This window comes from Mesorhizobium waimense (genome assembly GCF_003601975.1).
Taxonomy (GTDB): Bacteria; Pseudomonadota; Alphaproteobacteria; order Rhizobiales; family Rhizobiaceae; genus Mesorhizobium; species Mesorhizobium waimense.
The window spans coordinates 160,144-184,001 of sequence record NZ_QZWZ01000001.1 but is presented as its reverse complement, the minus strand read 5'-3'; the positions used below and the strand labels follow the sequence as shown (position 1 = coordinate 184,001).

The following is a 23,858-nucleotide window of genomic DNA, read 5'->3' as shown; positions in this document are numbered from 1 at the left end:
TCCGGCTGGCGTCTTGCGCAACAGGTTCCAGCCGAAAGGATCATGCGGTGGGACAGACGGTTTTCATCCCTCGTGAACTCGATGCGAACGAGCCGCGCGTTGCGGCCTCGCCCGACACGGTGAAACGGTTGGCGGGGCTGGGGTTCGACGTGACCGTCGAGACCGGCGCCGGCACGGCCTCGCGCATTCCGGACGAGGAGTTCGCCAAGGCGGGCGCCGCGATCGGCAAGGCCGGCGATGCCGCCAAAGCCGATGTGGTGCTGAAAGTGCGACGGCCAACGGAAGCCGAGATGAAGGGCTACAGATCCGGTGCGGCTGTCATCGCCATCATGGACCCTTATGGCAACGATGCCGCCGTCGCGGCTTTGGCCAAGGCAGGCGTCACCGCCTTCTCGATGGAATTCATGCCGCGCATCACCCGCGCGCAGTCGATGGACGTCTTGTCCTCGCAGGCCAATCTCGCCGGCTACCAGGCGGTGATCGACGCGGCCGCCGAATATGACCGGGCTTTGCCGATGATGATGACGGCGGCCGGCACGGTGCCGGCGGCGAAGGCCTTCATCATGGGCGTCGGCGTCGCCGGCCTGCAGGCGATCGCCACGGCGCGCCGGCTTGGCGCCGTCGTCACCGCCACCGATGTGCGCCCGGCGGTGAAGGAACAGGTGCAGTCGCTCGGCGCCAAATTCCTGGCCGTCGAGGACGAGGAATTCAAGGCGGCCGAGACGGCTGGCGGCTATGCCAAGGAGATGTCCAAGGAGTATCAGGCCAAGCAGGCGGCACTGACCGCCGAGCACATCGCCAAGCAGGACATCGTCATCACCACGGCGCTGATCCCCGGCCGGCCGGCGCCGAAGCTGGTCTCGGCGGCGATGGTCGCCTCGATGAAGCCGGGTTCGGTGATCGTCGACCTCGCCGTCGAGCGCGGCGGCAATGTCGAGGGCGCAGTAGCCGGCAAGGTCGTCACCACAGCCAACAACGTCAAGATCGTCGGCCATCTCAACGTGCCGGGCCGCGTCGCGGCGTCGGCCTCGCTGCTCTACGCCAGGAACCTCTTTGCCTTCCTGGAGACGCTGGTCGACAAGACGACGAAGACGCTTGCCATCAAGCGCGATGACGAGCTGGTCAAGGCAACCATGCTGACCGATGCCGGCAAGGTCGTGCACCCGGCCTTCGCCAAGGCGGCAGAGCCGCCAAAGGGCCAGCATGTCGAACCGGCCGCGATCCCGGCGAAGACCATGGTCGCCGCCGCATCGGTGAAGAAAGCCGCGCCGAAAAGGGCCGCTGACAAGAAAGTCGCCACGGGCAAGTCCGCTGCCAAGCCGAAGGGGATCGCGTGATGGATCAGACCTTGCAGAAAGCCCTCGACCAGCTCGACCAGGCGAGCGCCGCAGTGCGCCTCGCGGTCCAGAACCTCGCCACCGCGCCCGGTACCGAGGCGGCGGGTGACGCCGCGCACGCGCTGTCCGGCGGCGCCATCGATCCCTTCGTCTTTCGCTTCGCCATCTTTGTCCTGGCGATCTTCGTCGGCTACTACGTCGTGTGGTCTGTCACGCCGGCACTGCACACGCCGCTGATGGCCGTCACCAACGCCATCTCCTCGGTCATCGTCGTCGGCGCGCTGCTTGCCGTCGGCATCTCGGCGTCCGGCATCGCCACCGGCTTCGGCTTCGTTGCGCTGATGCTGGTCTCGGTCAACATCTTCGGCGGCTTCCTCGTCACCCAGCGCATGCTGGCCATGTACAAGAAGAAGGACAAGTGACGTGAACGCCAACTTCGCTTCCTTCCTCTATCTGGTCTCCGGTATCCTGTTCATCCTGGCGCTGCGCGGCCTGTCGCACCCGACCACCAGCCGCCAGGGCAATCTCTACGGCATGATCGGCATGGGCATCGCCATTGCCACGACGCTGGCGCTGGCGGTTCCGTCGGCCGGTGGCTTCGGCCTGATCGTGCTCGGGCTGCTGATCGGCGGTTCGGTCGGCGCCGTCACGGCGCGGCGCATCGCCATGACCTCGATGCCGCAGCTGGTCGCCGCCTTTCACTCGCTCGTCGGCCTTGCCGCCGTCATGGTGGCGGCCGCCGCGATCTATGCGCCGGAAAGTTTCGGCATCGGCACGGTCGCCGATATCCACGCCCAGGCGCTGATCGAGATGAGTCTTGGCGTTGCCATCGGCGCCATCACCTTCACCGGCTCGGTCATCGCCTTCCTCAAGCTCGATGGGCGCATGTCGGGCAAGCCGATCATGATCGGCGGCCGCCACTTCATCAACATCGCGCTGGGCGTCGCTTTGGTCGTGCTGATCGTGCTTTTGGTCACGACCGAATCCAAGCTTGTGTTCTGGCTGATCGTGGCGGCTTCGCTGGTGCTGGGCGTGCTGCTGATCATCCCGATCGGCGGCGCCGACATGCCGGTCGTCGTGTCGATGCTGAATTCCTATTCCGGCTGGGCGGCAGCGGCACTGGGCTTCACGCTCGGCAATCTGGCGCTGATCATCACCGGCGCGCTGGTCGGCTCGTCCGGTGCCATCCTGTCCTACATCATGTGCAAGGGCATGAACCGCTCCTTCATCTCGGTCATTCTCGGCGGCTTCGGCGGCGAGACGGCGGCTGCCACCGATGACGGTATCGAGCGCACCGTCAAGCAGGGCTCGGCCGATGACGCCGCCTATCTGATGATGAACGCGCAGAAGGTCATCATCGTGCCCGGCTACGGCATGGCGGTCGCCCAGGCACAGCACGCGCTGCGCGAGATGGCCGACAAGCTCAAGGCCAATGGCGTCGACGTGAAGTACGCCATCCACCCGGTCGCCGGCCGCATGCCCGGTCACATGAACGTGCTCTTGGCCGAAGCCAATGTGCTCTATGACGAGGTGTTCGAACTCGAGGACATCAACTCGGAATTCGCGCAGGCCGACGTCGCCTATGTCATCGGCGCCAACGACGTCACCAACCCGTCCGCCCGCGACGACAAGTCCTCGCCGATCTATGGCATGCCGATCCTCGACGTCGACAAGGCCCGCACCTGCCTGTTCGTCAAGCGCTCGCTCGGCTCCGGCTATGCCGGCATCGACAACACGCTGTTCTACAAGGACGGCACCATGATGCTGCTCGGCGACGCCAAGAAGATGACCGAAGAGATCGTCAAGGCCATGGATCACTGATCCAGCCAGACGTCTCGCTGAAACGAAAAGGCCCGGCTTCGCGCCTGGCTTTTTCGTGGTCCTTCAGGAAGTGCGTCCTACGCCAGCTTGGACAGCAGCCGCATGAAGGTCGCGGCTTCCTTGGCCGACAGCGGCGCCAGCGTTTCCGCCGTGATGTCGCGGGCAAGCGGGATCAGCCGCTCGATTGCCTCGCGGCCCTCGGCGGTCAGATTAACCAGCAGGCGCCGTTTGTCGACCTCGTGCTTGGAGAGTTCGACCAGGCCGCGCGCCTTCAGCCGGTCGATGACCCCCTTCACCGTCGCCGCGTCCATGGCGATGAGGGTGCCGAGCTGGTTCTGCGAGGTCTCGCCGACATCGTGCAATTTGGCCAAAGCTGCGAATTGCGGCGGCGTCAGATCGGCGATGTGGGCGGCGAAGATCGCGACATGGCGCTGGTGCGCCTTACGCAGGATGAAGCCGACCTGCTCCTGCAGATGGTAGTCGTTTTCCTCGGGCTCGTCGGCCTCGACCAGCTTGAGTCTGACGTCCTCGCCGGCGCTCACCGCAGCCCATCCCATGCCTTGATGTCCTTGGCTGCGAGACCGCCCATGCGGTCGTGAATGCGCGGGCCGCAGGTCATCGCCAGACAGAACAGTATCTCGTCGGGACGCGGCCCGTCGCTGACGCCGACTTCCATTGCGTCGAAATGGCTGCGCACATAGGCCGCGTTGATGTGGCCGAGCGGCACGTCGAGCTTCGCACCGAAGGCGCCGACCTTCTTTGCCGACGGTACGATCGCCTTGGCGTCGCCGAGCCGCTCGCGCATCGCGTAACCGCCCGGTACGTGCCAGAGAGCACCGTGCTCGAGTTCACCGGCGGAGCCGACGATGGCGCCCTTGCCGTAACCGTCGATTTGCCTCACGTCGCCGCCAAGTGCTGCGATCAGCCGGTCGGCGAGCATCAGCCCGAGCGGCTTCAGATCGTCCATGGCGCTCTGCAGATCCTCGACATAGCGGCCGGCGAAGGGGTTCTTCACCAGCGCCAGGGCCGCGGCGCGGCGGCGCGGCTCTTTTGGCGCCGGCCCGCCGTCGTGAAAGATTTCTTCCGTCAGAACCGCGATCTTGCGGATCGGAAACTCAGGCATGGGCAACTTCCTTCCCTGGGATTTTTGTGGGCGCGGCAAGCGCCATGGAACCACTGATGCGGGTTTGGCCGGCAAGGAAAAGCGCCGAAGCTGATATCAGGCCATTTCGGCGAAAATCATCGGCGACAGCGAGCCCGCTGTCCAGTGCGGTGGCGATTTCTACCGGTGAAAGCGGACCGACAGCCGTCGTCACCAAGCGGTCGCCCAAATCGTTGTCGGGCGCCAGATCGCGTGCAGGCTCGCGCTTGACGGCAGGGTGATCGGGAAGATCGACGGCGTTGGCAATCAACGTCGCGGCGGCATCGGCCTCGGCGCCTGTCCGCGCCAGCACGGTGACGGCATCGGCGATGCCCAGAGAAAAGGAGCGGCCACGCCAGCCGCTGGTGGCGACACCGCGAATTCCGTCCTCGGCGCGGATGGCGATGCGGTCTGCCAGTCCGTGGCCGGTCCCAGCGATGGCAAGTGTCATCGACTGGCCCGGGCCGAGATGGATGGCACTGTCGCCGCCATTGTTGACATATGCACGATCGAGCCTTCGCCCGGCAAGCAGCGAGCTAAGCATTTGGTCGGCTACCGAGCCGGCGACGGCGGCCATAGGCGTGATGAAGTTTTTTGACAGCGGCGCGACCGCCGCTTCCATCCGGCGCGCCACTGGTCCGGCGAACAGGCGCGGATGAAAGCTCGCTGGTTTACGCAGTTCCGGCAGTTCATCGACCAACTCGGTCAGGATCGTCTGGAAGCGTGCGACCGCCTGACCACAGGCGGCTCGACATTCTTCGGCCGGGCCAAAGACCTCGACGATGAGGTCGATCGGGCCGTGGTTGAGATGCAGCCGCCTTCCGTCATCAAGCCAATGCGCCTGCGGGCCGTTCATCAGCCGGCCCCGTTCGCCGCGCGCCGCAACTGCGCCAGCGGCGGCCAGGGGTTGCTGACCGGCGCGCCGGTGCCGCGACGCGGATTGAGGTATTCACCGCCCTTGGCAAGAATGTCCTCGACGCTGCGTATCTCGCCTTCGTAGCCGCCCAGCCTGACATAGTCGTCGCGGCGCAAGGTGAACTCGATCGGCGCCACCAGCGCCGGGGTCGGCACATAGCCGAAGGCGCCTTCCGGCACGCGGGTGACATCGACCATCAGCGTGATGCCGCCGCCCGGCCAGACATAGACCGGCGCGCCGCCGACGGTCACATAGGTCTTCAGGCCCTGCACAGAGCGGGTGAGGTTGACCGGGTTCTCGGTGACGCCGGCGCGCAGCGAGCCGCCGGCGCCGCCGACGAACAGCACGGTGCACAAAGCCGGCTCGCAATTCTCCTCAATCAGGCCGACGGATTTCTGCAGCCGCTCCGGGAACGGCTTTTCGACCGGTTTCAGATCGTCGTCGAGCTCGTAATAGGCGAACTGCTCGCCGGTGGTCGATACCATCAGCAGCGACAGGCCGGGACGCGCGCCCTTCTTGACGTTCCACTCGCCAAGGATCGACAGCGGGTCGGAAATGCTGGTGCCGCCCCAGCCGAGACCAGGCTCCGATACTTTGAAATAGCGGCCAGGTGTCGAGCGGCGGCCGATGATCTTTATGCCGGTATCCTGCCAGCCCAGCACCTTGCCGGCCTGATGCTCGGAGACGACGCCGGTGATGTGGTCGTCGACCACCACCACTTCGTCGACCAGGCCACGCCATTGGGTGGCGAACATGCCGATGGTGGCCGAGCCGCAGCCGACGCGCATGCGGTGTTCGATCTTGCCGTCGATGACGGGTGGTTTGCCGGCTTCGACGATGACCGTGGCACCGCCGTCGATGGTCAGTTCGACTGGCTTGCGGTTGCAAAGATTGAGCATTGCATCGCAGGTGGCGCGCCCCTCCGACTTGGAGCCGCCGGTCAGGTGATGCACGCCGCCCAGCGACAGCATCTGCGAGCCGTACTCGCCGGTCGTGACATGACCGATCGCCTCACCTTCGGCGCGCACTGTCGCGGTTTCCGGGCCGATATGGCGGTCGGTGTCGATCTTCACCTTGACGCCGCAATAGGAGAAGATGCCCTCCGTCACCACGGTGACGAGATCGACGCCTTCGACCTCCTGGCTGACGATGAAGGGAGCGGGCTTGTAGTCGGGATAGGTGGTGCCGGCGCCGATCGCGGTGACGAAGCGGCGCCCGGTGTTGACCAGTTCGCCGTCCCATTGCTCGCCCTCGGCAACGAAAGGCACCACCGCACCGCCGGTCTCTGCCGCGTGGTCGAGGATGGTCAGTGGATCCATGCGCACGATGCGGCCACCGACATTGCCGTAGCGGTCGCAGGCGCCAGTGCGGCCGTCGGCGATGTAGCACATGACCGGACAGGCATCGCAGCGGATCTTTTCCGCTACCTGCTTCTCGCCGGGGTCGTGGGTTTCGAAACGTTCGGCAAGCTCGCTCATTGGCGTGCCTCCTTGTCGCGGATTGCCGCGCGGATACGGCTTGGCGTCGCCGGAACCTTGGTAACCAGCACGCCGGCGGCGTGGCGGATGGCATTGAGGATCGCTGGCGCGGTCGGGATCAGCACATGCTCGCCCAGGCCCTTGGCGCCGAACGGTCCTTCCGGGTCCGGAACTTCTATGAGAATGGTCTCGATCGACGGCACGTCGCCGATGGTCGGGATCAAATAGTCGTGCAGATTCTCGGTGCGGCCGGGGATGTATTCCTCCATCAGCGCCATGCCGATGCCTTGTGCGATGCCGCCCTCGATCTGGCCCTCGACGAGCAAAGGATTGATCGCCTTGCCGACATCGTGTGCCGCAGTGATCTTGATCAGCTTGACCGTGCCGAGCTTGAGGTCGACTTCGAGTTCGGCGATCTGCGCGCCATAGCCATAGACCGCGTAGGGCTTGCCTTGGCCCTTGGCGTCGAGCGGCAATGTCGGTGGGTCGTAGGTTTCTTCGGCGACGAAGACCAGGCCGTCGGCGTCGGCTTGCAGCGTCGAGAGCTCGACCCGTCGCGTCGCCTCGCCCTCGCGGATGGTCAAGTTTGCTCCATCCAGCGCAATCGCCGCCCTCTCCGAGACATTGGCAAAGCGCAGGATCGCTTCGCGCAAGGCGCGGCCGGCCCTCTCGGCGGCCTTGCCGGTGACGAAGGTCTGGCGCGAGGCGGAGGTCTTGCCGGCATCGGGGGTGATGGCGGTATCGGCGCTTTTCAGCCGGAACTTTTCGAGCGGCAGGCCTAGCGCGTCGGCGCAGATCTGGGTGATGACGGTGTTCGATCCCTGTCCGATATCGACAGCGCCCTGATGTAGGACGATCTCGCCTTGGGACGAGATGCCGACCTTGATCGTCGACGGATTGGGCAGCGAGGTGTTGCCGCAGCCATACCAGCAGGAGGCGACGCCGACGCCGCGCTTTTTTGTGCTGCTGCCGGCGTTGAACAGCTCCGTGTCGGCCAGGGCCCGCGTCCAATGCGGCTGCAGCGCCTCAAGGCATTCGGCAATGCCGACGCCGGAGTCCAGTTTTTGCCCGGTAACCGTTTCGGAGCCGTTCCGAAGGCAATTCTTCAAGCGAAAATCGAGTCTGTCGATACCTAGCTTGCCGGCCAATTCGTCGTAGAGCGTCTCCTGCATGATCGTCGCCTGCGGCACGCCGAAGCCGCGAAAGGCGCCGGAGATCGGGCCGTTGGTGTGGATGGCGCGGCCTTCGGCACGATAGTTCGGCGTGGCATAGGGACCGGACGCATGCACCGGGACGCGGTTGGCGACGGTCGGCCCCCAGCTTGCATAGGCGCCGGTGTTGAAATCGCCGGCAAAGACCATTCCGGTGACATAGCCGTCGGCGTCGGCGCCGATGGTCGCCTGCATCTCGGCCGGATGGCGCTTGGTGGTCGAGATCATCGATTCGTTGCGCGTATAGGCAAGTGCTGCCGGCCGTCCCGTCTTCATCGCCACCAGACCGATGAGAGGCTGCAGCGAGACGTCGAGCTTTGAGCCAAAACCGCCGCCGGTGGCAGTCGGCACGATGCGCACCTTGTCGACGGCGAGACCCAGCACCTTTGCCGTGTCGTCGCGGTCCATGTAGGGCGCCTGCGTGCAGGCGACGACGACCAACGTATCGCCGTCCATATAGGCATAGCCGGCTTCCGGCTCGATATAGGCGTGCTCGACATAGGAGGTGTCGATGGCGCCCGACACGGTGACGACGGCGCCGGAGAGCGCCGCGTCCGGATCGCCGCGTTCGACAAAGCCGGAGGTCAGCAGGTTTGCCGGTCGGTGCTGGTGGACCAGTTCGACGCCGTCGGCCTGCGCCTCACGGGGCTCTAGGACATGCGGCAGTTCGGTCCAGGAAACAGGGAAGTCTGAAAGGTCGAGATCGAGGATAGTCTCGCGCTCGCCGGCGACCAGCGCAACCGCCTCACCGCGAAAACGGGCAAAGCCTTCGGCCAAGGCCGGCTGATCAGCGAAGGGCCCGATGACGCCGAAGCAGTTTTTTCCCGGAATATCGGCGGCAGTGAAGACGCCGGCAACACCGGGACGAGCCCTCGCCCACGAATCCAGGTCGCCGAAAGCGAAACGGGCATGATAGTGCGGCGAGCGTACCACCAGCACGGCCAGCGCATCGGCCGGGAAGGAATCGCCGCCAAACTTTTCGCCGCCAGTGACTTTGGGCAAGCCATCGAGGCGGATCGGCGAGGCGCCGACGGCATGGCCGGACTGCGGCATGCGGCGGTTGAGGCTTTCAACGTGACGCGAGGCGTCCATCACTGCGGCAACGATCTTCCTGTAGCCGGTGCAGCGGCAAAGCACGCCGCCCAGTGCATCCTGCGTTTCCACCTCCGTCGGAAAGGGATTTTTCTCCAACAACGCCGTTGCCGCGACCAGCAGGCCGGGCGTGCAGATGCCGCATTGCGCCGCGCCATGCTCGAGGAACGAGGCCTGCAGCGCCGACAGTTTTCCGTTGGCCAGGCCTTCGACGGTGGTTATCGCTGCACCGGCCGCCGAGGCCGCCGACATCAGGCAGGCGCAGACAGGTTCGCCGTCGACCAGCACCGTGCAGGCGCCGCAGTCACCGGCGTCGCAGCCGACCTTGGTGCCGGTCAGCCGCAACTCGTCGCGCAGCACCGAAGACAGCCGGCGCAGCGGCGGCACATTGACCGAAATAGCGGCGCCGTTGACCTCGAAGGCGATGTCGGCGCGTTCGATACTCATGCCGCCACCTTGCCGCCGGCTGAATGGTCGATGGTGCCAAGCACGGCGCGGGCGACGATCTCGCGCGCCGCGTCCTGCCGGTATTCGGCGCTGCCGCGGACATCGCCAATTGGCGACAATTCATCCATCGGGGCGGACTGCACCGCAGCCGCGAGGGCATGGTTCGCGGGCTGGGCACGCAAGGCGGCTTCGACGCCGGCGAGACGTTTGGCAACCGCCGAGCAGGAACCGACGGCGATGGCGGCTTCGCTGACGACGCCATTCTCGACAACGACGCGCGCTGCCACCATGGCGATGGAGATGACGAGATATCGCCGCGCGCCAAGCTTTACGAAGGCGGATGTGCCGGTAGCAGCGGGTTTCGGGATGCGAATGGCGGTGACCAACTCGCCCGGCAGCAAGGCCGTGCGGCGATTGCCGAGGATAAATTCCTGCAGTGGCAGATGACGTGTCGCTTGTGCCGAGCGCAGTTCGACCTCGGCATCGAGCACCAGCAATCCCGGCACGCCGTCGGCAGCCGGCGATGCATTGCAGAGATTGCCGGCAATGGAGGCGACGTTCTGGATCTGGACAGACCCCACTTCGCGCGCAGCCTGCTTCAAAGCATTGAATGCGGACGGTAGCGGATGGCGGATGAGATCGGTCCAGGTGGTGCGCGCGCCGACCAGCCAGTGGCTGTCGGTCTCGACAATGCCGCGCAACGCGGCGAGACCGTTGATTTCGAGGACATTGTCGCGAAAAGGCTTGCTGCCTTGTGCCGGATAGAAATCGGTGCCGCCGGCAAGAATGCGCCAGCTATCCTCACCAAGCAAAGCGAGCGCCTCGTCGACCGTGGTGGGTTTCGCGTAACGGATCACGCCCTACCTTCCAAAACAAAAGGGACCTTCCCAGAAACAGGCCGCCTCGAAAGGGCCTCCCGACAGATCCTGCCGGCGTCCGGACCGGTCAAATTCATTCGTATGCAAATGATATCAAGCCGACAGGAATTGTCAAAGCCAGAGTTTGCACTGCTGCCCGCGTCGTGCGGGCCGGCACGCAATTGTTATGGCGTTGGAGGTTGACGCCGCCGGCCATCTGGTCAAGTTTCTGCGTCCGGTCGCGTCGGCGGTGAAGCCTGAGCCGAGACAGATAAGAAGGAGGCCCCATGGCCGACGAAGCGCTTGTTGTCATCGACCTGCAAAACGACTTCTGCCCGGGCGGCGCGCTGGCGGTCAACGGCGGCGACGAAATCGTGCCTTTGGTCAACGATCTGATCCGGCGAACCGAGCATGTCGTGCTGACGCAGGACTGGCACCCCGCCGGCCATTCGAGCTTTGCCTCCAGCCATCCGGGAAAACAGCCTTTCGAGGCGATCGATATGCCCTATGGACCGCAGACACTGTGGCCGGATCATTGCATCCAGGGCAGCCTGGGTTCGGACTTCCACTCGGGACTGGCCTGGACGAAGGCCGAACTGGTGATCCGCAAAGGGTTCCGATCGGCGATCGACAGCTATTCGGCCTTTTTCGAGAACGACCATGCGACGCCCACCGGACTCGCCGGCTATCTCAAGGAGCGCGGTGTCGAATCCGTGACCTTGGTCGGCTTGGCGACCGACTTCTGCGTCGCGTTTTCAGCGCTAGATGCGGTCAAGCAAGGCTTCAACACGACGGTTCGGCTCGACGCCTGCCGCGGCATCGACCTCAACGGCTCCGTCGAGTCGATGCTGAAGCGGATGCGCGAGGCCGGCGTGAGGCTCGAAGACCAGGCATCGGACTAGACCGTGAGGCACTGGGGGGGCTTCAAACAATTGTCTACGGTTTTGGCGGCAGGCACCTTGGCCGTCGCCATTCTCCTGTTTCCGGGACTGGCCGTCGCGGCGGAAGCCCACGAATTGCCCGGCGCGACCATGTCGCTGTGGTGGACGCTGCCCTTTGCCGGCCTGCTTCTGTCTATCGCCACCGGGCCGCTGCTCTTCCACCATGTCTGGGAGCACCACTACGGCAAGATCACCGCGCTGTGGGCGGCGCTGGTCGTGGTGCCGCTAGCGATCGTATTCGGTATCCCCCCGGCGAGCGAAGCGGTGCTGCACACGCTGCTCACCGAATACATGTCCTTCATCATCCTTTTGTTTGCGCTCTACACGATCTCCGGCGGCATCCTGCTTGCCGGCAACATCCATGGCACGCCCCAGGTCAATGCCATGCTGCTGCTGATCGGCGCCATCCTCGCCTCGGTCATCGGCACCACCGGCGCCTCGATGATCCTGATCCGGCCGATCCTGCGCGCCAACGACAACCGGCCGTTCAACGCCCATGTCGTCATCTTCTTCATCTTCCTGGTGTCGAACATCGGCGGCTCGCTGACGCCGCTTGGCGATCCGCCATTGTTCGTCGGCTTTCTGCGCGGCGTCGATTTCTTCTGGACGACGACGAATCTCTGGCGCGAGACGCTGTTTGTCGGCGGCCTGGTGCTGATCGTCTTCCTGGCCATCGACATCGTCCTGCACCGCCGCGAAGGCGGCGCACCAAAGATCAAGGATCCGACACCGGATACGACAGTGCGGCTTCGCGGCCTGGCCAATCTGCCGCTGCTGGCCGGCGTGATCGGCGCGATCCTGCTTTCCGCCGGCTGGAAGCCGGGTATCAGCCTTTCCATCCTTGGCGTCAGCCTCGAGCTGCAGAATCTGGTTCGCGACGCCATCATCCTGGCACTGGCCTTCCTGTCGCTCCGCGTCTCATACAAGAGCCATCGCGAGGCGAACGGCTTCACCTGGGGGCCGATCGCCGAGGTAGCAAAATTGTTTGCCGGCATCTTCATCTGCATCGTGCCGGTCATCGCCATCCTGAGGGCCGGCCATGAGGGGTCGCTTGCGCCATTGGTCGCGCTCGTCACCTCGCCCACGGGCCAGCCCAACGACCTCGCCTATTTCTGGCTGACCGGGGCGCTGTCGTCCTTCCTCGACAATGCGCCGACCTATCTGGTGTTCTTCGAACTCGCCGGCGGCGATCCGCAGCATCTGATGACGGAGGCCGCGTTGACGCTTGCCGCGATCTCGGCCGGCGCGGTGTTCATGGGCGCCAACACCTATATCGGCAACGCGCCGAACTTCATGGTCTTTGCCATCGCCAGGCATCGCGGCGTCAAGATGCCGGGCTTCTTCGGCTACATGGCGTGGTCGGGCCTGGTGCTGATCCCGACATTTTTGATCGCCGGCTTTCTGTTCTTTGGCTGATCAGCCGACGCCGACATAGCGGCGCACCGCGGAAGGGTCCGCGCGCAGCTCCTCGACATCGACCGTTTCGCGGTTATGCCCGTTCTCGATGAAGCAGACGCGGTCGGCGACCGACAGCACGGCGTCGACCCGTTGCTCGACGAGGATGGTCGACACTCCGAGCTCGCGCAGCTTGGCCACCGTCTCGCGGATCTTGGCGATCATCGACGGCATCAGCCCTTCGGTCGGCTCGTCGAGCAGCAGCACCTGCGGTTCGAGACAAAGCGCGCGGGCCATGGCCAGCATCTGCTGCTCGCCGCCCGACAAAGTACCGGAGCGTTGTCTCAACCGCTGGCGCAGCAGCGGGAAGAGATCGAGCACGTTCTCGCGCGTCGCCTTGCCCTTGGCGCGTGCCATCAGGCCGATCTCGATGTTTTCGGCCACCGTCATCTCGGCAAACAACCGCCTGCCCTGCGGCACATAGGCGATGCCGGCCTTCGGCACCTCATGCGCCGGCAGGCCGGTCAATTCCTTGCCGTCGAGCCTGATCGAACCGGCGCTTGCCGGCACCAGGCCCATGATCGCCTTCAGCGTCGTCGTCTTGCCGGCGCCGTTGCGGCCGAACAGACACAGCACCTCGCCCTTGTTCAGCACGAGATCGAGGCCGTAGAGCACCTGGACCTCACTGTAGAAGCAGTCGAGCCCGGAGATTGTCAGCGCCTCAGGCGGTGTTTCGATCATGGGGTCGTCCCCAGATAGGCTTCCTGCACCTCGGCGTTTTCGCGGATCGCATCGGGCGTGCCCTCGGCGAGAATCCTGCCGGCGTTGAAGACTGTGATGCGGTCGGCAAGCTGCATGACGACCGGCATGTTGTGCTCGATCAAGAGCACGGTGGCGCCTTTGGCGATCTCGCGTACCAGGGTGATGAAATTGTCGATCTCGCTGTCGGCCAGGCCTTGCGTCGGTTCATCGAGGATCAGCAGGCGCGGCTTCAGCGCCAGCCCCATCGCAACTTCGAGCAGGCGCTGGTGGCCATAGGACAATTGCCCGGCCGGCATGTGGGCGCGGTCGGCAAGGCCGGTGCGTTCGAGCGCCGCCATGACGCCGGTGCGGACAGCGCCCTTCGAGCGGCCATCGGTCAGCGTGCGCTGCACCGGCAGCGCGACATTGTCGTAGGCGGTCAGGTTGGCGAAGACGCTGGTGATCTGAAAGGTGTAGGCGACGCCGAGCCGAACCCTGGCGTAGGCCGGCAGGCTGGTGATGTCGGCGCCGTCGAAGACGATCATGCCCGACGAGGGCTGGATGCGGCCGCTGACCAGGCTGACGAAGGTGGTCTTGCCGGCGCCGTTGGGACCGATGACGGCACGGATCTCGCCGGGCATCAGCGCGAAGTCGACGCCATCGACGGCACGCAGGCCGCCGAAACTGCGCGACAGGCCTTTGGTCGTCAGCAGCGGCATCATGGCAGCCACCCAAGCCAGCGTTGGCGGATGGTTCCCAGAATGCCTTTCGGGAAGAACAGCACCAAGAGGATGAGCGCGATGCCGACGATCAGCAGGTAGGCTGAGGTGAAGCCGCTGGTGATGTCGATGACATAGTACATGAACAGCGTGCCGATCAGTGGACCGAGCGTGGTGGCGGCACCGCCGAGCAGCACCCAGAGCAGCGGCAGGATGGAGTACTGCACCGAGGCGAAGCTCGAGCCAACATAGCCGAACAGCAACGCATAGGCCGCACCCGAAGCCGCGCAGATGGTGCCGGAGACGACGACGGCGATGAGCTTGTTGGAGAAGGTGTCGTAGCCCAGCATCTTCGTCCGCTCCTCGTTCTCGCGGATGGCGACCAGCACGCGGCCATATCTGGAGCGAACGATGGCAAGCGTGACGAGCAGCACGATCGAAAACAATGCCAGCGCGCTCATGTAGCGCACGGTCGGGTTGGTCAGGTCGAACGACGCTGAGCCGAGGACAAGGACACGCGCCGCTTGCTGAACGACCAGACCCTGGTCGCCGCCGGTCCATGACGCGAAATAGAGGATGACGAGATAAAACACCTGCGCGAACATCATGGTGACGATCATGAACGCCACACCCGTGGTGCGCAGCGCCAGCAGGCCGATCACCAGTGCCAGCAGCGCGCCGCAGGCAAGGCCGGCGGCAAAGGCGGCCGGCACGTTCCATCCCAGATGATAGACGGTTAGGCCGGCGCCATAGAGCCCGGCGGAAAAGAACATGGCGTGGCCGAGGCTGAGCAGCCCGACATAGCCGAACAGCATGTTGTAGCCCATGGCGAAGACCGCCAGCACCATGATGCGGGCGAGCAGGCCGTGATGATAGCCCGGGAGGACGAAGCTGAGCGCAAAGAGCAGGGCGATGACGCCGAGATGCAGAGCATAGGGCTTTGTCGGCGAAGCTTCGGTCATCGCGACGCCGTCCCAAACAGGCCGTGCGGCCGGAACACCAGCACCATGGCCACCAGGAAAGTGGCGATGATCTTGGCCAGGGTCGGCGAGAAGAACACCGAGATGATGCCGTCCGACAGGCCGATCAGCACGGCGGCGACGACGGTGCCGCGCAGCGAGCCGAGCCCGCCGATGATGACGACGATGAAGGACAAGAGCAGCGGGTCCTGCCCCATCAGGTAATGCGCCTGGCTGATCGGCACGATCAGCACCGCGGCGATGGCCGCCAGCATGGCGCCGAGCGCGAAGACGCCGGCATAGACGCGGTCGACGGGGATGCCGAAGGCCTGCGCCGTCTCACTATCATACTGGGTAGCGCGCATGACGAGGCCGATCTTCGTGCGCGTCAGCACCAGCCATGTCGCGACGAGCAGAAGTGCCGAGGCGGCGATGACGGACAGCTTGTAGCCGGAATAGCCGAACCACGGCAAAAGGATGCGGTAGGTGAAAGGCGGCTCCACGGGGCGCGCCTCCGGACCGTAGAAAGTCAGTGCCAGCTGCTGGATGATGTAGAGCATGCCGATGGTGGCGACGATGGTGGCTTCCGGATTGTAATGGAGCCGGCGCAGCACCAGCCGCTCGGCGACGAGCGCAATGGCGCCAACGATCAATGGCGCCAGCACCAGCGCTGCCAGGAAGCCGACCGCCGGGTGGCCCGAAATTGCCGTCGAGATCGCCCAGGCGAGCACCGCGCCAAGCATGAAGAACTCGCCATGGGCGACATTGACGACGCGCATGACGCCGAACACCAGCGACAGGCCCAGCGCCGTCAGCGCCAGCACGGCGGAGGTGACGAGGCCTTCGAGGGCAGCGAGGAGGAGGTGGGGTCCGAAGTGCATTCAGGGCGCCCTTTACCCTCCCCCTTGGGGAGGGTGACCGCGCAGCGGTCGGGTGGGGGAGTGGGGCATGGATCGTCGCGACCCCACCCCGTCTCACAAGCTTCGCGTTCGCGAAGCTTGCGTGCCGACCCTCCCCACAAGGGGGAGGGTGAGGCGCCTCACAGCGCCTGCGTCGTATAGTCCCCTTCCGGCTCGTAGAGGCCGTCCTCGATCTTGGTCTTGTGGACGACCTTCAGCTTGCCGCCCTCGACTTTGGAGATGTTCTGGATGCCGAAGCACTGGTGGATCTTGCCGTTGAAGGTTTTTGGCCCCTGCGGGTGCTCCGGCCCCTCGGCGAATTCGGTCAGGGCCTCGGTTGCCTCGACCAGCTTGGCGCGGTCTTCCGGCCCTTTGTACCCGGCATCTTCCATCGCCTTCTTGACGACGTAGAGCGTTTCCCAGCAGCCGAACATGTGCGAGGCGGTGGAGACATCCTTGGGATCGCCGACGGCCGCACCATTGTCGTCGATGCCGACGGCGGCGCGGTAGGCCTTCTGCGCGGCGGAATCATCGGGCTGCGCATAGCGCGGCGAGCCTTCCCAGAAATGGCTGCCGTCGAGGAATTCCAGCCCGGGGCTGTTGATGTCGGTGGCCTCGAGCGAATCCATGAAGCCGAACAGCTGCGGCCGATTGGAGCCGTAGAACTCGCCGAGTTCCTTGACGAAGGTGAGCACCGCCGGACCGACCATGACGTGGTAGATCACCTCGGTTTCGGCCGGGATCTGCGGAAAATATTTGGTGAAGGAGGATTCCGTCGGCGGGATGGCGATCTGGGCGATGACGTCCGCCCCTTGCGCCTTCAGTGCCGGCGGCAGGTAGTCACGGTGGTCGTAGCCGAAGGCGAAATCCGGGAATATCTGCGTCACCTTCTTGCCGGCATTGGCGGCGATCCACGGCGCCATCGACTGGATCTGGCTCTTCACGTCGGTGATGCCGGGCTGGAAGACGTAGCGGTTGAGCTTGGTCGAAGCGACGTGGTGGCCTTCGCTGACGACGAAATAGGGGATTTTGGCCTCGCCGGCGGCGGGCGCCGAGCCGATGACGACATGCGAGAACAGCGTGCCGAAGACGATGTCGGTCTTGTGCTGAGAAGCGAACTTGCCGACAACTTCGGCGCCGCGGGCGGGATCGGTGCCGTCATCCTCGATGATCACCTCGACGGGGCGTCCATTGATGCCGCCGGCATCGTTGATGGCCTTGACGGCGGCTGCGGTGGTCTTCTCATACCAGCGGCCATAGGCGGCGCCGATGCCGGTGCGGTGCGACTGGAAGCCGATCTTGATCGGCGCCGAGCTCTGCGCCTGGCTGTAGCGGACGAAGCCTGGCGCTACGGCAAGGCCGGCGCCGGCGGCGAGGCCCTTCAGCGCGGTGCGGCGAGAAAGAGTGGTCTTGGAGAGGTCGAAAAATCCGTTCTTGTCAGCCATGTCCGTTCCCCTGTTTTTCAGTCTTGACCAGCGATAAGGCGGCTCATCCATCCTCGGGCAGAGGATGAAAAAATTGCATGTGTACAAACTAAATCACCAAAGCCTCGACGTGGCAAGCGAGCTTTCCCCAAAGGGGATGTTGGTCGCCTTGTCTCATCCCGCGGTCGGTGTGGCAAGCAGCCAGAGGCCGAAGACGGTATAGGCGATCATCAGCACGGTGAGCGGCAATTGGCTGAGCGCTGCACGCGACGGAACCGGGTGCAGCCGCCAGGCGAGACCGTGGGCAACAAGCACTGCCAGCATATGGCCGGCGATGATGATTCCGGCCTGCAGATTCCACAGCCACCAGGCCGAGTCGGCACCAGCAACGACGCCAGCTTCGATCTGCATGTCGGCGGTGCCGAACAGGTTCCAGCCCAGCGCAAACGGGTCGGAAAGGGCAGCAATCGCATACTGGCCGTCGACCAGCAACGCCTTCAGATAATGCGCGACGTGATAGGCGAGCGCGATCGGCACGATCGACCAGACCAGCAGACCTGTCGCCTGACCGAAGGAGTGCCGGCTGGCGGCAAGATGCTGGCCGAGCACAACGGTCAGAAAGAATGCCGCCGCCAGCAGTACGAATGTCAGCACGAGGCCAAAACTGCCAATGCCGATCAGCGCCGTGCGGCCCGGATATTCGAGCGGATTGATACTGAAAAGGCCGAGCCAGAAGAAGGTTTTGGACAGACCGTCGAAAGACACCGATGACAGGCTGAGCAGCAGGAAGGCGATGCCGCTTGCCGGCAGCGGCTCGGCGGCCAGCAGCTTCGCGCCTGGCCAGCAGAGATTGAGCCGGCCGTCTTCATCGCGCTCGACTTCATTGCGCTCAAGGAGGGCGAAACGCGCCACCATGGCGAAGAAGACCGTCAGGAACTCACAGCTGCGGCTCCAACCGCGATAGCCGAAGACCAGCATGGCGATGAAGGTCGCCAACCAGTAGAGGCCGGCGGCAAAGGCCAGGCGCGCTGGATCGTCTGGCGCCGGATCGATCAGCTCGAACCAGGCGAAGGCGAAGAAGAGGAAGACCGCCGGCCAGCAGCCGAGCCAGGCGGGCGGGCGTGTTTCCTGCGCCTCGTCTTCGCGCCCGATCAGGCGACTGATGATGCGCCATGGTCCATACCAGGGATTGAGCCACGACCAGAGATCGCCGAGTAGCCCCTGCAACATGGCCAAGCCTACCCACAGCAGCGTCCATATGACGAGGGGCAGCGGGTTGGAGAGTGGGTCGCGACTGCCGAACAGTCCGGCGGCGATGAGAAATACAAAGCCGGCGAAGGAGACCAGGCTGACGATTGTGCGGAGGCGGTCACCGAAGGCGATGAGCGGCAGGTGGCGTCGCCAGAAGCGGCCGAGCGCGTCCGGCGGCAGCAGGGCCAGGACCAGGAAGCTGATGGCGACAGCAAGTGCGCCGCCGGTGACGTAGTAGCCGGTGGGGAGCAGAAGCACATGGCCGCGGTCGGAGGCGTGCGCGAAGGCGGGGGTGGGAAGCATTGCGAGGGCAGGCGGGAGAAGGGCTAACCGGTGACGACAGCACTCGACGGCGCCCCCCTCTGTCCTGCCGGACATGTCCCCCACTTGGCGGGAGATTGGCGGTTTCGCCGTCGGCTCTTCCCTTGCAGCGTTGGAGATTGGCGAAGGCGGAGATGCGAGCGCAATCTCCCCCTTCGTGGGGGAGATGTCCGGCAGGACAGAGGGGGGCGCGAAGGAACTCAACCTATCCAAATTTATTGCCTTGAGTGGCGATGCCCGTAGCCGGCGATCCCTCCCTCACACCTTGACCAGCTGCTCCACGCGGTCCTTCGCACCGAATATCCTCAGATACCTCTCGATCTCCCTGAGGTCGCCCGTCGCCTTGGCCGGATTGTCCGACAGCTTTACTGCCGGCCTGCCATTGGCCTCGGTGACCTTGCAGACCAGCGATATCGCATCGAGGCTGTTGGTCTCCGTGGGCGCGCAGCCCTCGAAATCATTGGTCAGGTTGGTGCCCCAGCCGAAGGACATGCGCACCTTGCCCTTGAAGTGGCGGTAGGTCTCCTCGATGGTCTCGACCTCGAGCCCGTCGGAGAAGATCAGCAGCTTCTGCTTCGGGTCCCTGCCCTTCTCGCGCCACCAGGAAATGATCTTCTCGCCGCCTTCGATCGGCGGTGCGCTGTCGGGGCGGAAGCCGGTCCAGTCGGCGACCCAGTCGGGCGCGTCGCGCAGGAAGGAGGCGGTGCCGAAGGCATCGGGCAGCACGATCAAGAGATTGCCGCCATAGTAGCGCTGCCAGTCCTGCAGCACCTTGTAGGGCGACTGCTTCAATTCCTTTTCCGAATTGGCAAGGGCGGCAAACACCATCGGCAGTTCATGCGCGTTGGTGCCGAGCGCTTCCAGGTCGTTGTCCATGGCTAAAAGCACGTTTGAGGTGCCGGTGAAGGCCTCGCCGATGCCTTCCTTCAGCGCCTCGACGCACCAGCGCTGCCACAGGAAGGAATGGCGGCGGCGCGTGCCGAAGTCGGAGATGCGGATGCCGGGCAGCGCCTTCAACCGCTCGGTCTTGGCCCACATCTTGGCCTTGGCGCGGGCATAAAGCACATCGAGCGCAAAGGGGCCGAAGGCGCGCATGGCGGCGCGCGAGCGCAATTCGTTGATGATGGCGAGCGCCGGGATCTCCCACAGCGTGGTGTACATCCATGGGCCGCTGAAGCTCAGCTCGTACTGGCCGTCGCGCTTGGAAAGCTCGTATTCGGGCAGCTGGAAGTCTTCCAGCCAGGCGAGGAATTCCGGTTCGAAGATCTGCTTGCGGCCATAGAAATTGTTGCCGCCCAGCCAGATCATCTCCTTCTTGGAGAAGCGCAAGGTGCGGGCGTGGTCTAGCTGGTCGCGCAGCTCCGCCTCGTCGATCTCCTCGGCGAGACGCACCGAGGTGGTGCGGTTGATCAGCGAGAAGGTGGCGTCGACCTTGGGGTACATGCCCCAGATCATCTGCAGCATCAAAAGCTTGTAGAAATCGGTGTCGAGCAGGCTGCGGACGATCGGGTCGAGCTTCCAGGTGTGGTTGTAGACACGCCGCGCAATATCGGTCTTTGCCATATCTCGATGCCGCCTTCGCTGCTCGCTTCCCGCGAAATGCCTCATAGCATTGAATTTTTGAAAGCGCTGCCCGGTTTGCGGTCTGGCCCGACAAAAAGCGCCCCCTGCGCAAGCGCCGGGTTTACTTGAAACGGCCTCAGGAAGCGCTCTTGGCGCCGATCACCCGCAATGCCGGACGTTTCCTGCGGATGCCGATGCGGCCGGCCACCGGCGCGTCGGCGCGGCCGTCGGCCTGCTGCTTCTCGGCAAACAGCCAGTCGACGAACAGCTGCACGATCGGCGTCGAGCGCATCTCGTTGCGGCAGACGACGTAGAAATCGTCGACCGCCGGCACCGACAGGCTGAACGGCGCGACCAGCAGGCCCCTAGCGAGCAGCGTGCTCGCCGTGACGGAATCGCCAAGCGCCACGCCATGGCCATGAACCGCGGCTTCGGTGGCCGTGCGGGCATCGCCGAGATGGTGGCGGCGACCGCGCTCCAGATCGAGCCCGTCGGCGGCGGCCAGCCAGGTGTGCCATTCGCGGCCGTCATCGCCATGCAGGAAGACATGGTCGGCGAGATCGCGGACGGTGCGGATTGGACGGTTGTTGATCAGCGTCGGGCTGACCACCGGGAACAGTTCCAGGCCCGACCATTTGCGCATCCAGCAGTCGCTCCAGCTGCCGTCGCCATAATGCACGCAGACATCGATATGCGGCGCGCGGATGTCCCTGGCGTCGTTGGACGGGACGAGCGTCAGCCTGATGTCGGGATATTGCGACATGAAGCTGCCGAGCCGGGGCGCCATCCATAAAAGCAGCAGCGCCGGCACGCAGGAGACCGAGAGCGTGCCGGCGCTGGCCGGCCTCGTCATGCGCTGGGTGGCGGCGGCGATGCCGTCGAAGGCGGTCGACACCGCCGGCAGAAGTTCGGCGCCGTGCGGCGTGAGCTTCACCCGTTGCCCGGCGCGCTCGAACAGCTTGACGCCGAGCGATTGCTCGAGCGCCTTGATCTGGTGGCTGATGGCGCCGTGCGTGACGTTGAGCTCGGTCGCCGCCTTGGTCAGCGAGGCGTGGCGCGCCGTCGCCTCGAAGGCACGCAGCGGATTCAACGGGGGCAGACGCTTGGCCATCGGCACTCGCTAAGCACGATCGTGAGGCCGGTTTTCGGACAAGATCGCTCGCCAAATTGATTGTGAGATTTTCTCACAGTAATTACACTAACAATATCAATTGATTTTTCAATCCAGCTGCCGGACACTTTGAACCAGAGCAGCATCAAGACGTGAAATTCGAAGGCAGCCAGAGCGGGACAGCGGTCCGGCCGGATGGTGGTCAGTTCGCCAAGCGTCGCCGAGGCCTTTCGAGTCATCATTCAGACAGGAGGAGACCGACATGGGTTATGATCGCGGCAAGCTCGAAGCGTTGCGTCGCAAATATGGCGAGGGCCATGGCGGCGAGATGTTCGACCCGAAATTCCGCAAGGTCGCCGACAAGATCTTCTCCAAGAGCGGCACAAGGCTGGCGCCCTATTCCGGCATCCCGACCTTCCTTGCAGCACCCTATCGCGAGATTGCCGCCGAAAATCCAGACTTCGGCGACCTGCAGGTGGCAATCATCGGCGTGCCGATGGATCTCGGCGTCACCAACCGGCCGGGCTCGCGCTTCGGGCCAAGGGCGCTGCGCTCCATCGAACGCATCGGCCCCTACAACCATGTGCTGGAATGCGCGCCGACGCACGAGCTGCGGGTGGCTGACATCGGCGACGTGCCGTTCCAGAGCCGCTACCGGCTGGAGACCAGCCATGACGACATTGAGCGCCGCACCAACCAGATCGTCGACGCCGGCGTGATCCCGCTTTCGGTCGGCGGCGACCATTCGATCAGCCATCCGATCCTGAAGGCGGTCGGCAAGAAGGCGCCGGTCGGCATGATCCATATCGACGCCCATTGCGACACCAGCGGCCTCTTCGACCTGACCAAGTTCCACCACGGCGGCCCGTTCCGCAATGCGGTGCTGGACGGCGTGCTCGACCCGTCGCGCACCATCCAGATCGGCATTCGCGGCGCAGCCGAGTATCTGTGGGAATTCAGCTACGAATCCGGCATGACCGTGGTGCATGCCGAGGAGGTGACCGGCCTCGGCATGCCCGCCATCATCGAGAAGGCGCGCAAGATTGTCGGCGACGGCCCGACCTACATCTCCTTCGACGTCGACAGCGTCGATCCGGCCTTCGCGCCGGGCACCGGCACACCGGAGATCGGCGGTCTGACGACGCGCGAGGTGCTCGAACTGCTGCGCGGCCTCAAGGGTCTCAACATCGTCGGCGGCGACGTCGTCGAGGTGGCGCCGCAATATGACGCGACCACCAACACCGCGCATGTCGGTGCGCAAATCCTGTTCGAGATCCTGAGCCTGATGGTGTTCAGCCCGGCGATCACGAGCAAGGGATCCTGACACTAAACAATCTAAGGCGGCCGCCGCGCTGGAGCCGGCGGCCGGCCTCAAACAAACAAGCTTCCAGCAGGGGAACGACAATGACTTTTCACATGAAGCTCAAATCATCCATCGCCGCCGCGCTGATGCTCGGCGCGACCGGCTTTGGTTTCACCACGCAGGCCAATGCCGACGCGGTCGACGATATCGCCAAGGCCGGCGCGATCAATGTCGGCATCTTCTCCGACTTCCCGCCCTTCTCCTCAGCCAGCGCCGACATGAGCATCAAGGGCTATGACATCGACGTGGCGCAGGCGATCGCCGATTCCCTGAAGGTCAAGCTCAACCTGGTCAGCGTCACCGGCCAGAACCGCATCCCCTATCTGACCGACAAGCGTGTCGATATATTGATGAGCGTCGGCTATTCCAAGGAACGCGAGCAGGTGATCGATTTCGCCGCCGCCTATGCGCCTTACTACATCGCCGTGATCGGTCCGACCGCACTCGCCGTCAAAGGCAAGGAAGATCTCGCCGACAAGTCGATCGCGGTCAACCGCGGCACGCTGGAGGATACTTCGCTGACCGAAGCGGCGCCCGCTTCGGCCGACATCCGCCGCTTCGACAACTACAATTCCGTCATCCAGGCCTTCATCTCCGGCCAGACCCAGCTGATGGTGGTCGGCAACGATGTCGGCGCCCAGGTGCTGGCCAAGCAGGACGCGCTGCAGCCGGAGCAGAAATTCCAGTTGCTCACCTCGCCTTCGCATATCGGCCTCAACAAGAACGAGGACCGGCTGAAGCAGGCGGTCAACGACGCGGTCGCCAAGATGCTGGCCGACGGCAAGCTGGATGAGAGCTCGAAGGCCTGGCTGAAGACGCCGCTCAATCCCGACAACCTCAAGGATTGATATCCAGAGCCATTGATACTTGG

Annotated in this window: 21 protein-coding genes; 7 read left to right on the top strand and 14 right to left on the bottom strand. The window is 64.5% G+C overall.

Going from position 1 to position 23,858, the window contains the following annotated elements:
• Positions 1 to 47: 47 nt before the first annotated feature.
• Genes D3227_RS00950 through D3227_RS00940 form a run of 3 tightly spaced genes read left to right on the top strand, consistent with a single transcriptional unit; the run spans position 48 to position 3,158 of the window.
• Positions 48 to 1,337 carry a Re/Si-specific NAD(P)(+) transhydrogenase subunit alpha gene (locus tag D3227_RS00950; protein ID WP_120011816.1) on the top strand — a complete coding sequence of 430 codons (1,290 nt, stop codon included), beginning with the start codon at positions 48 to 50 and terminating at the stop codon, positions 1,335 to 1,337.
• The gene (locus D3227_RS00945; protein ID WP_120011815.1) at positions 1,337 to 1,759 is read left to right on the top strand and encodes an NAD(P) transhydrogenase subunit alpha part 2; all 423 of its coding nucleotides are present in this window, start codon (positions 1,337 to 1,339) and stop codon (positions 1,757 to 1,759) included. Before D3227_RS00950 ends, D3227_RS00945 begins: the two co-directional genes overlap by 1 nt.
• Position 1,760: 1 nt before the next feature.
• A complete protein-coding gene (locus D3227_RS00940) occupies positions 1,761 to 3,158 on the top strand; it encodes an NAD(P)(+) transhydrogenase (Re/Si-specific) subunit beta (RefSeq protein WP_120011814.1) in 1,398 nt (465 codons plus the stop codon).
• Positions 3,159 to 3,235: 77 nt separating this feature from the next.
• On the opposite strand, the gene D3227_RS00935 is transcribed toward D3227_RS00940, so the two are convergent.
• From D3227_RS00935 to D3227_RS00910, 6 genes are read right to left on the bottom strand one after another with little or no spacing between them, the layout of a single operon-like run.
• On the bottom strand, positions 3,236 to 3,715 hold the full coding sequence (locus tag D3227_RS00935; RefSeq protein WP_120011813.1) for a MarR family winged helix-turn-helix transcriptional regulator: 480 nt from the start codon (positions 3,713 to 3,715) through the stop codon (positions 3,236 to 3,238).
• Positions 3,697 to 4,281 (bottom strand): amino acid synthesis family protein, encoded by a 585-nt coding sequence (locus D3227_RS00930; protein WP_120011812.1) that lies wholly within the window; start codon positions 4,279 to 4,281, stop codon positions 3,697 to 3,699. Before D3227_RS00930 ends, D3227_RS00935 begins: the two co-directional genes overlap by 19 nt.
• Positions 4,274 to 5,155 (bottom strand): UPF0280 family protein, encoded by an 882-nt coding sequence (locus D3227_RS00925; protein WP_120011811.1) that lies wholly within the window; start codon positions 5,153 to 5,155, stop codon positions 4,274 to 4,276. The genes D3227_RS00930 and D3227_RS00925 overlap by 8 nt, the downstream gene beginning before the upstream one ends.
• The gene (locus D3227_RS00920; protein ID WP_120011810.1) at positions 5,155 to 6,693 is read right to left on the bottom strand and encodes a 6-hydroxynicotinate reductase; all 1,539 of its coding nucleotides are present in this window, start codon (positions 6,691 to 6,693) and stop codon (positions 5,155 to 5,157) included. The genes D3227_RS00925 and D3227_RS00920 overlap by 1 nt, the downstream gene beginning before the upstream one ends.
• Complete coding sequence (locus D3227_RS00915; RefSeq protein ID WP_120011809.1) at positions 6,690 to 9,443, bottom strand: molybdopterin-dependent oxidoreductase; 2,754 nt, start codon at positions 9,441 to 9,443, stop codon at positions 6,690 to 6,692. The genes D3227_RS00920 and D3227_RS00915 overlap by 4 nt, the downstream gene beginning before the upstream one ends.
• The gene (locus D3227_RS00910) at positions 9,440 to 10,300 is read right to left on the bottom strand and encodes an FAD binding domain-containing protein (RefSeq protein ID WP_120011808.1); all 861 of its coding nucleotides are present in this window, start codon (positions 10,298 to 10,300) and stop codon (positions 9,440 to 9,442) included. The genes D3227_RS00915 and D3227_RS00910 overlap by 4 nt, the downstream gene beginning before the upstream one ends.
• Positions 10,301 to 10,587: 287 nt before the next feature.
• Between D3227_RS00910 and pncA the strand changes: the two genes are divergently transcribed.
• Together pncA and D3227_RS00900 are read left to right on the top strand one after the other, a co-directional pair.
• Positions 10,588 to 11,202, top strand: coding sequence for a bifunctional nicotinamidase/pyrazinamidase (gene pncA / locus D3227_RS00905; protein ID WP_120011807.1), 615 nt, complete (start codon positions 10,588 to 10,590; stop codon positions 11,200 to 11,202).
• Positions 11,203 to 11,331: 129 nt separating this feature from the next.
• The gene (locus D3227_RS00900) at positions 11,332 to 12,657 is read left to right on the top strand and encodes a sodium:proton antiporter (protein WP_342633986.1); all 1,326 of its coding nucleotides are present in this window, start codon (positions 11,332 to 11,334) and stop codon (positions 12,655 to 12,657) included.
• On the opposite strand, the gene D3227_RS00895 is transcribed toward D3227_RS00900, so the two are convergent.
• From D3227_RS00895 to gcvA, 8 genes are all read right to left on the bottom strand, one after another.
• Complete coding sequence (locus D3227_RS00895) at positions 12,658 to 13,377, bottom strand: ABC transporter ATP-binding protein (RefSeq protein WP_120011805.1); 720 nt, start codon at positions 13,375 to 13,377, stop codon at positions 12,658 to 12,660.
• Positions 13,374 to 14,099: an ABC transporter ATP-binding protein gene (locus D3227_RS00890; protein ID WP_120011804.1), complete on the bottom strand. Its 726-nt coding sequence runs from the start codon at positions 14,097 to 14,099 to the stop codon at positions 13,374 to 13,376. The genes D3227_RS00895 and D3227_RS00890 overlap by 4 nt, the downstream gene beginning before the upstream one ends.
• Positions 14,096 to 15,058, bottom strand: coding sequence for a branched-chain amino acid ABC transporter permease (locus tag D3227_RS00885; protein WP_120011803.1), 963 nt, complete (start codon positions 15,056 to 15,058; stop codon positions 14,096 to 14,098). Before D3227_RS00885 ends, D3227_RS00890 begins: the two co-directional genes overlap by 4 nt.
• Positions 15,055 to 15,936 carry a branched-chain amino acid ABC transporter permease gene (locus D3227_RS00880; RefSeq protein ID WP_120011802.1) on the bottom strand — a complete coding sequence of 294 codons (882 nt, stop codon included), beginning with the start codon at positions 15,934 to 15,936 and terminating at the stop codon, positions 15,055 to 15,057. Before D3227_RS00880 ends, D3227_RS00885 begins: the two co-directional genes overlap by 4 nt.
• A 158-nt stretch (positions 15,937 to 16,094) precedes the next feature.
• Positions 16,095 to 17,399 carry an ABC transporter substrate-binding protein gene (locus tag D3227_RS00875; RefSeq protein ID WP_120011801.1) on the bottom strand — a complete coding sequence of 435 codons (1,305 nt, stop codon included), beginning with the start codon at positions 17,397 to 17,399 and terminating at the stop codon, positions 16,095 to 16,097.
• A 153-nt stretch (positions 17,400 to 17,552) separates the two neighbouring features.
• The gene (locus D3227_RS00870; RefSeq protein WP_120011800.1) at positions 17,553 to 19,007 is read right to left on the bottom strand and encodes a hypothetical protein; all 1,455 of its coding nucleotides are present in this window, start codon (positions 19,005 to 19,007) and stop codon (positions 17,553 to 17,555) included.
• Between the two features lie 201 nt (positions 19,008 to 19,208).
• Positions 19,209 to 20,513, bottom strand: a complete 1,305-nt coding sequence (gene pncB, locus D3227_RS00860) for a nicotinate phosphoribosyltransferase (RefSeq protein ID WP_120011799.1) — start codon at positions 20,511 to 20,513, stop codon at positions 19,209 to 19,211.
• A gap of 136 nt (positions 20,514 to 20,649) precedes the next feature.
• Positions 20,650 to 21,624 carry a transcriptional regulator GcvA gene (gene gcvA, locus D3227_RS00855; RefSeq protein ID WP_120011798.1) on the bottom strand — a complete coding sequence of 325 codons (975 nt, stop codon included), beginning with the start codon at positions 21,622 to 21,624 and terminating at the stop codon, positions 20,650 to 20,652.
• 262 nt (positions 21,625 to 21,886) lie between these two features.
• On the opposite strand from gcvA, the gene speB reads away from it, so the two are divergent.
• Positions 21,887 to 22,948 carry an agmatinase gene (gene speB, locus D3227_RS00850; protein WP_120011797.1) on the top strand — a complete coding sequence of 354 codons (1,062 nt, stop codon included), beginning with the start codon at positions 21,887 to 21,889 and terminating at the stop codon, positions 22,946 to 22,948.
• A gap of 80 nt (positions 22,949 to 23,028) precedes the next feature.
• Complete coding sequence (locus D3227_RS00845; RefSeq protein ID WP_120011796.1) at positions 23,029 to 23,835, top strand: transporter substrate-binding domain-containing protein; 807 nt, start codon at positions 23,029 to 23,031, stop codon at positions 23,833 to 23,835.
• Positions 23,836 to 23,858: the final 23 nt, after the last annotated feature.

Bases quoted from the DNA above. Each gene is read 5' to 3' on its own strand.
- D3227_RS00935 (WP_120011813.1), bottom strand. From the start codon at position 3,715: ATGGGATGGGCTGCGGTGAGCGCCGGCGAGGACGTCAGACTCAAGCTG.
- D3227_RS00915 (WP_120011809.1), bottom strand. From the start codon at position 9,443: ATGAGTATCGAACGCGCCGACATCGCCTTCGAGGTCAACGGCGCCGCT.
- D3227_RS00885 (WP_120011803.1), bottom strand. From the start codon at position 15,058: ATGACCGAAGCTTCGCCGACAAAGCCCTATGCTCTGCATCTCGGCGTC.
- speB (WP_120011797.1), top strand. From the start codon at position 21,887: ATGGGTTATGATCGCGGCAAGCTCGAAGCGTTGCGTCGCAAATATGGC.
- D3227_RS00845 (WP_120011796.1), top strand. From the start codon at position 23,029: ATGACTTTTCACATGAAGCTCAAATCATCCATCGCCGCCGCGCTGATG.
- D3227_RS00895 (WP_120011805.1), bottom strand. From the start codon at position 13,377: ATGATCGAAACACCGCCTGAGGCGCTGACAATCTCCGGGCTCGACTGC.
- D3227_RS00870 (WP_120011800.1), bottom strand. From the start codon at position 19,007: ATGTCCGGCAGGACAGAGGGGGGCGCCGTCGAGTGCTGTCGTCACCGG.
- gcvA (WP_120011798.1), bottom strand. From the start codon at position 21,624: ATGGCCAAGCGTCTGCCCCCGTTGAATCCGCTGCGTGCCTTCGAGGCG.
- D3227_RS00875 (WP_120011801.1), bottom strand. From the start codon at position 17,399: ATGGCTGACAAGAACGGATTTTTCGACCTCTCCAAGACCACTCTTTCT.
- pncB (WP_120011799.1), bottom strand. From the start codon at position 20,513: ATGGCAAAGACCGATATTGCGCGGCGTGTCTACAACCACACCTGGAAG.
- D3227_RS00880 (WP_120011802.1), bottom strand. From the start codon at position 15,936: ATGCACTTCGGACCCCACCTCCTCCTCGCTGCCCTCGAAGGCCTCGTC.
- D3227_RS00900 (WP_342633986.1), top strand. From the start codon at position 11,332: ATGTCGCTGTGGTGGACGCTGCCCTTTGCCGGCCTGCTTCTGTCTATC.
- D3227_RS00930 (WP_120011812.1), bottom strand. From the start codon at position 4,281: ATGCCTGAGTTTCCGATCCGCAAGATCGCGGTTCTGACGGAAGAAATC.
- D3227_RS00945 (WP_120011815.1), top strand. From the start codon at position 1,337: ATGGATCAGACCTTGCAGAAAGCCCTCGACCAGCTCGACCAGGCGAGC.
- D3227_RS00890 (WP_120011804.1), bottom strand. From the start codon at position 14,099: ATGATGCCGCTGCTGACGACCAAAGGCCTGTCGCGCAGTTTCGGCGGC.
- pncA (WP_120011807.1), top strand. From the start codon at position 10,588: ATGGCCGACGAAGCGCTTGTTGTCATCGACCTGCAAAACGACTTCTGC.
- D3227_RS00920 (WP_120011810.1), bottom strand. From the start codon at position 6,693: ATGAGCGAGCTTGCCGAACGTTTCGAAACCCACGACCCCGGCGAGAAG.
- D3227_RS00925 (WP_120011811.1), bottom strand. From the start codon at position 5,155: ATGAACGGCCCGCAGGCGCATTGGCTTGATGACGGAAGGCGGCTGCAT.